General features: G+C 43.1%; 9 protein-coding genes. 2 read left to right on the top strand and 7 right to left on the bottom strand.

What is annotated here, in order from left to right:
* Positions 1–193: 193 nt before the first annotated feature.
* Positions 194–1066 carry a nucleotidyltransferase-like protein gene (locus ABU165_RS18830; protein ID WP_022543517.1) on the bottom strand — a complete coding sequence of 291 codons (873 nt, stop codon included), beginning with the start codon at positions 1064–1066 and terminating at the stop codon, positions 194–196.
* 307 nt (positions 1067–1373) lie between these two features.
* On the opposite strand from ABU165_RS18830, the gene ABU165_RS18825 reads away from it, so the two are divergent.
* On the top strand, positions 1374–1742 hold the full coding sequence (locus tag ABU165_RS18825) for a YgzB family protein (RefSeq protein WP_009795226.1): 369 nt from the start codon (positions 1374–1376) through the stop codon (positions 1740–1742).
* 127 nt (positions 1743–1869) lie between these two features.
* On the opposite strand, the gene perR is transcribed toward ABU165_RS18825, so the two are convergent.
* The 6 genes from perR to ABU165_RS18795 form a co-directional block, all read right to left on the bottom strand.
* Positions 1870–2307: a peroxide-responsive transcriptional repressor PerR gene (perR, locus tag ABU165_RS18820; RefSeq protein WP_022543515.1), complete on the bottom strand. Its 438-nt coding sequence runs from the start codon at positions 2305–2307 to the stop codon at positions 1870–1872.
* Between the two features lie 108 nt (positions 2308–2415).
* Complete coding sequence (locus ABU165_RS18815; protein WP_318060724.1) at positions 2416–2967, bottom strand: cob(I)yrinic acid a,c-diamide adenosyltransferase; 552 nt, start codon at positions 2965–2967, stop codon at positions 2416–2418.
* Between the two features lies 1 nt (position 2968).
* Positions 2969–3919, bottom strand: a complete 951-nt coding sequence (locus ABU165_RS18810) for a D-2-hydroxyacid dehydrogenase (protein WP_318060725.1) — start codon at positions 3917–3919, stop codon at positions 2969–2971.
* Positions 3920–4145: 226 nt separating this feature from the next.
* Positions 4146–4733, bottom strand: a complete 588-nt coding sequence (locus ABU165_RS18805; protein WP_101551703.1) for a hypothetical protein — start codon at positions 4731–4733, stop codon at positions 4146–4148.
* 120 nt (positions 4734–4853) lie between these two features.
* Complete coding sequence (bcp, locus tag ABU165_RS18800) at positions 4854–5324, bottom strand: thioredoxin-dependent thiol peroxidase (RefSeq protein WP_009795220.1); 471 nt, start codon at positions 5322–5324, stop codon at positions 4854–4856.
* A gap of 71 nt (positions 5325–5395) precedes the next feature.
* Positions 5396–5800 (bottom strand): potassium channel family protein, encoded by a 405-nt coding sequence (locus ABU165_RS18795; protein ID WP_009795219.1) that lies wholly within the window; start codon positions 5798–5800, stop codon positions 5396–5398.
* A gap of 147 nt (positions 5801–5947) precedes the next feature.
* Here ABU165_RS18795 and ABU165_RS18790 point away from each other — a divergent pair, with 147 nt between their 5' ends.
* Entirely contained in the window at positions 5948–6190 is a 243-nt protein-coding gene (locus tag ABU165_RS18790) for a hypothetical protein (protein ID WP_009795218.1), read from the top strand.
* Positions 6191–6244 lie beyond the last annotated feature (54 nt).

The raw sequence follows: 6244 nt of genomic DNA, 5'->3' as shown, positions 1-6244 counted from the left end.
TCTTTAACCTCGCCGCCCTTGAGCGACTTTATTATCTTATCATGTGTCATTCGTTCTGTCAACACTTTTCAAAAATAATTTTTCAGGTTGTTATTTAAATCCGTCAGCCACTGTGTTTTTGCTGAACAACTAGCAGCGACGGATATAAATATATCAAGTAAATAATAAAAGGTCAATACGTTTTAATGTTTTTTTAAAATAATTTTTTCGTCCGATAATGGCGGTGATACAAACCAGGGCTTTTCGTCACAATTTCAACTGCCTCTATTAGATGTTTATCGATCAGATATTCAAGCAGCATACTTAAATCAACAGAATAAGCACTTAATTCAGGATGGGTGATCATTTCATTGAAGGACCAGTCCTCTTTTTCGGACATTATATCAGTGAGATGCTGAATCCCGATTTTGGTTTTTGAATGGATCAGGAATTCACTTGCCAGAAAAAGAAGCTCAAGGCGTTTTTCTAATGGCTCTTCACTGATGACAAGCTCTTCATATAATTTAAAGATTTCCGGTTCTATCTGTTTAACCTGATGCCATACAGTGACTTCAGGGTGAAAGCCGCTTTCAATGACAGCAAGCCGCGCCAGGTGGTGAAGAGAATGAACGACATGGTTATAGGCATCGAGATAATGATTATTTTCAAAAAATGCCTTTCCATCCATATAGCGCCTTATTAATTTCGCAAATTCCACGCCCATCTTAAGCTTTCTTCCATAGAACGGGAATTCCTTTAATTCAACTTTCAGGTTGCTTATATACTCATTGCGGTCAAAAACGACTCTCCCATTATATAGCCAATCAAAAATCTTCCTGTTGGAGCCGTGGAGGATCCATTCATTCAGCTGGCTCTCCTTTACGATATGAAGTGCTGCTTTTTTATCATTATAAGTATAATGCTTCACGAAAACCGGCACCTCCGCCTCCTGGACAACGATCAGCAGGACTGCATCGAAGGTATCTGTAACAGGGACCGCTTTATTTCTTTTTTCTATGATCAGCACTCCAAGCGTGTTGGCCTGGCTTGCCCGTTCCTGATAAATAGGGCGAAGAATGTCTTCCATCATCATTCCTCCATTAATATTAGATAAGGATAGATTAATTTGAACTTCAATAACTTAGTGCAGCGGAGCCTATCCTCCGGACCAGCCCCGGGAGGCACTTTGATATTGCCGCAGCACACGGCATTCCAAGTCGGCGCTCATCTGCGCAAGGCCCCTCGCTTTTCTTTTATAGCATATAGGTTCTACAGCCATCCAGGAATTCCTGCTGTCCCCAAGCATTATTCGACAGGATCATTATTCATGTATTGCAGATATCCTTTAGAAAAGCAAATATGGTATAGTTATACTTTGGGAGGGACAAAAAAGAATGGCAAAATATTCGAGCAAGATCAACAAAATACGGACCTTTGCGCTTAGTCTGGTATTCATCGGCTTTATTGTTATGTATATAGGAATATTCTTCAGGACTTCACCGATTGTCATGACTATATTCATGCTGTTAGGCATGCTTTGCATCATCGCCAGCACCGGTGTTTATTTCTGGATTGGCATGCTCTCAACAAAAACTGTACAAGTTGAGTGCCCTAATTGCGGGAAATATACAAAGATGCTTGGCCGTGTGGATATGTGCATGTATTGCAATGAACCGCTGACACTCGATCCTTCCCTCGAAGGGAAAGAATTCAATGAGAGCTACAACAGAAAGGGTTCAAAACAGAAAAAAGCTGAGCAATAGATATGCTCAGAATAAATCGGCCCAGCAGGGATGCTGGGTTATTTTTTTATCCGCAAAACATCCGTAAGCCGCCGATTCCCTCTAAAACAAAAGAAAAAGCCGATAGCAGGCTATCGGCGTTATAGAATTAGTGCGCTTCCTTGCTTGCACAATCCGGGCATGTGCCGTAAATCTCCATGCGGTGATGGCTGATTTTAAAACCTGTTACATGGGAAGCCAGATGTTCAACTTCATCCAAACCAGGATAATGGAAATCCACGATTTTTCCGCAGTTTTCGCAAATCACATGATAATGATGGGTTGTAATAAAGTCAAACCTGCTTGATGCATCCCCATAGGTCAGTTCCTTTACCAGGCCAACTTCACGAAATACTCTTAGATTATTGTAAACTGTAGCCACACTCATATTAGGAAATTTTCCTTCTAATGCTTTATAAATATCATCTGCAGTCGGGTGTGACATGGAGCTTATTAAATATTCAAGTATCGCATGACGCTGCGGAGTAATACGCACTCCTGTATCCTTCAAGGTATCCAGCGCTTCTTTTAACTGTGTTTGAGCCACCGTCATGCACCTCTTTTCCAACAAAGATTCTTACTTTGTAATCTTTATAAATAGTGTACTAACTTTTTATGCTATTTGTCAATATTACTGTATGATGCCTGATTGATTTCAATCCTCTTCGTGAAGATTTTTCTCGTTTTCCCCCAGCTGAAGATTTACATATCTGGCCGTTACAAACAGCAGGTCAGACAATCTGTTCAGGTATGAAAGCACCAATTGGTTAACACCTTCAATCCGCACGGCCTCCCTTTCAGCCCGCCGCACAATCGTCCGGGCTGAATGGAAAGCGGCTCCTGCAGGATTTCCTCCTGGAAGGATAAAATTGGCAAGCCGCGGGAGTTCAGCATCCCATTCATCAATTTTGGTCTCCATGATTTTGATATCACCTTCAGAAACTTTCCACTTGACCTCTTTCCCGGGAGGAGTCGCAAGCTCTGCGCCTACATGGAAAAGGGCTGTTTGTATTTTATGGTATGTGTCTTCAAGCTCTTTTTTACCCTCAAAAAATTCACCCTTTAAATAGCTGAGTGCCAGGCCGATCATCGAATTGGCTTCATCGCAGGTCCCGTAAGCTTCTACCCGCATGTCCCCTTTTGATACACGCTCTCCGTATATGAGCGATGTTGTTCCTTTATCTCCTGTTTTAGTGTAGATCTTCAAATTAATACCCCTTCCCAGGATCAATTTTATTCACATAGTCATTCCCGCTTTGTATATATGTATGAAGATTATGGGCAAAAATTTCAAAGGATCTTGGCAGGTACATGGCTGATCTGCTTGATAAGTGCGGAGTGACGGTTATATTGTCCAGCTTCCAGAATGGATGCCCCTTCTCCAGCGGCTCTGTTTCAAAAACATCCAGATAGGCATGTGAAATCAGCCTCTTCTGCATCACATCCAGCAATATTTCTTCCCCGGCGACATCCCCCCTGCCCAAGTTGATGAAGACTGCACTGTTCTTCATCCTGCGGAAGTGCTCCATCCTGAGCAGATGTCTTGTCTCTCCAGTACTGGGGAGCACCGAGATGAGGAAATCAGCCTCCGGTAATAGTATGTCCAACTCTTCAAGGCTGAAAAGGCTGTCAATATGTGGCACAGGCGAACCGCTGCGGTTGATGCCCCAGGTTTTCAATCCAAAAGCTTTCCCCAGCCGGGCTATTTCACTTCCAATTGCGCCGGTTCCAAGGATCAGCATGGTTTTTCCGCGGAGCTCGCCCATCTGGATATTCCGGTCCCAGACCTCATTCTCTTCATTGACAATAAGCTTTTTCGCCTTTTTTTCGTACATCAGCATCATCCCTAGTGCAAACTCTGCCATCGGGATGCTGTGAACCCCTCTTGCATTAGTAATAAGAATGCCTCTTTCTTCACATTCCTTGAGCGGCATCAATTCCAGCCCCGCGGACATTACCATGATCCATTTCAGCTTTTTGGCACTCTCAATATGCGCAGCTGTCAGATCCTCGCCATAAGTAATGAAGATTTCAGCCTGGGATAATGCCCCTTCAGCCTGCTCCATACTCTCATAAAATTCAAAAGCCGCATCCGGAAAAGTATTCTTAATTTTATCCTGCAGATCCTTTTCCGGCTGCAGAGAAGATACTATTTTCAAACCCGTTCCCTCCTTCGTTTTCTTCATCATATCACCCGAAGGATGTTTTTACATTTTTCAATCGATCATACCCGCTTCTACTGATACCAAAACTTCTCCATCGGGTCCTCCCTGTTCTTCAAAAAAAGAACAGACCCTGAAAGGATCTGCTTCAAAGTATCTGAGGAGGTATGCCCTAATCTAATGATATTCAAAACTTGTTTAAATGAATGGACATCCGCCTTTGTTATGTTAAATTGGGCCAGACAGCTGCCCTTTTATGCAGTGGTTCAGCCATTCGCGACCTCTCCCAATATTGATGGAGATATCCTTCATATATCAAAGACAGCCGGGGGATGCCGGCAACGTCATCAGGCCTGATCATTTCACAGCATTTATCAAATGTATGTATCCCGCTCTGTGTAAGAATGGTGGATACGAATTGCGAGCAGGTGAAGGCATCGGCCCTTTGAAATTTTATCCCAAAGATAATGCCGATGCACCCGAGGAGATTATATTTATACCTCAGCGGATCTTCCTCAAATTGCAGGATTATTTTCCGGATGTCTTTATGCTGTGAATCTGAAACCTGCAGCCGGTAAACCGCACATCTCGTATTTCTCTTATGCTTGAACACGCCCCCATCGACCCTTTCCTTAATGAATCCGGCTGAAAAAGGGTTCAAATAGCTGCGCCTCCCGAAGCTGAATAATTGATTGAACTGCCTGTCCAGCGCAATGGAAGAATGATTATACGGAGCTTTCGTATAACACTTTATCAGTCTTGAAAATATCGTTCCTGTATCTGTCAGCAAGATATAAATGTATTTGCCCATCACATATCACCCAATATCCATTCTGGAAAATTTAACCCTTAGTATATTAGACGAATGGCCCCCGCAAATCACTACACTAAAATGAAAAAAAGATTGGATACAAGTATCCAATCCCGTTACTCAGGAAAGCTGCTCCTGTACATAAGCAAGCGCCTCTTCGACATGGCCCTTAACCTTGACCTTCCTCCATTCCTTCACCAAATTCCCTTCTTTATCAATGATGAAGGTGGATCTTTCAATCCCCATATACTCTTTGCCGAAATTTTTCTTCAGCTTCCATACATCATATGCTTCAGCGGCTTTATGCTCTTCATCTGACAGCAGGATAAAAGGCAATCCGTATTTCTCAATAAACTTACCATGCCTGCCGGCTGGGTCCGGGCTTATACCGATGATTACAGCGTCGGCTCCCTGGAACTCCTCATGCTTGTCCCTGAAGTCACATGCTTCGGTCGTGCACCCAGGTGTCATATCCTTAGGATAGAAATACAGGACCACATTTTTGCCCCGGAAGTCTGACAGCTTTACCGGCTTTTCATCTGCGTCCGGCAGTTCAAACCCCGGAGCCTGTTTTCCCAGTTCAATCTGCATATTAATCCCTCCATCGTTGTGATATCATAAGCCTATCCAAAATCTGCCGCAAACACAAATCCGGGACACTGTCAGGACTCTCTGTCGAATACGGCCCTCGCTACAAATGCTGCGGGAATCGTGTAGCCGATCAATGCCTCAAGGACGGCGATCATCCTCCCGATCCCTATAGGGGAAATATCGCCATAGCCTACTGAAAAAAGGGTTACGGCGCTAAAATAGAAACCTGTCTCCAGCCTTTGAAAAAATGTTCCCCCTTCTGCTCCCGCGCTTTCCCGGAGAACCTGGGTACCGTTCTGCTCCATTAAAACGTAAATAAGCCCAAAGCCAATCATGACCGTCACATATATAAAAGCAAGATACAGAAAGTTTTCAAACGAGACTCTTTTACCGCGGATCTTATGGGGGATAAACAAGGTCCGCAGACTCATCAATACACAGAAGGCAATCAATATCAGCGAAAGATAAAAGACCAAATCAGACCCTCTTCTCCTTTATACTCCCTAGATTTATACGCTTAAAGCAGGGCCTGTATGCCGGCTTGTCTTTTAACAAATAGTGCGGTTCCAGTATTATCCTGTTAAAATAATGAATATCCATTTTTAAAGTGAGAGGAGTTATTTATGTATCTGCTGCTGTCTATATTGCTCGCTGTAATTTTAGGATGCATTTTATTGATGCTGAGTCCTTTATTGGCGGGCATTATTGCTTTCGGGATCATTGCCGGCACTTTGTTCAGAGCGGTTTATATGCTTAATAAAATTTATAAAACACTCCCAAAGCCGCCGGATAAAGCAACGGCTGCTTATCAAAACTATCTCAAAGATATAAAACATTTGAACGAAAAAGAAAACAGCAGAGTTTGAGTTTACACCAAGATCAGAAGACATAAAAAAAACAGCACCTCATTTAAGAGAGTG

The sequence above is a fragment of the Cytobacillus sp. T106 genome (assembly GCF_040492155.1).
In the GTDB taxonomy this organism is placed as follows: domain Bacteria; phylum Bacillota; class Bacilli; order Bacillales; family Cytobacillaceae; genus Bacillus_AB; species Bacillus_AB infantis.
The sequence above is the reverse complement of the archived record's forward strand: the minus strand, read 5'-3'. Positions and strand labels throughout refer to the sequence as shown.

Coding starts and splice junctions, on each gene's coding strand:
- ABU165_RS18830 (WP_022543517.1), bottom strand. CDS start 1,066: ATGGAAGACATTCTTCGCCCTATTTATCAGGAACGGGCAAGCCAGGCC.
- ABU165_RS18825 (WP_009795226.1), top strand. CDS start 1,374: ATGGCAAAATATTCGAGCAAGATCAACAAAATACGGACCTTTGCGCTT.
- ABU165_RS18805 (WP_101551703.1), bottom strand. CDS start 4,733: ATGGGCAAATACATTTATATCTTGCTGACAGATACAGGAACGATATTT.
- bcp (WP_009795220.1), bottom strand. CDS start 5,324: ATGCAGATTGAACTGGGAAAACAGGCTCCGGGGTTTGAACTGCCGGAC.
- ABU165_RS18790 (WP_009795218.1), top strand. CDS start 5,948: ATGTATCTGCTGCTGTCTATATTGCTCGCTGTAATTTTAGGATGCATT.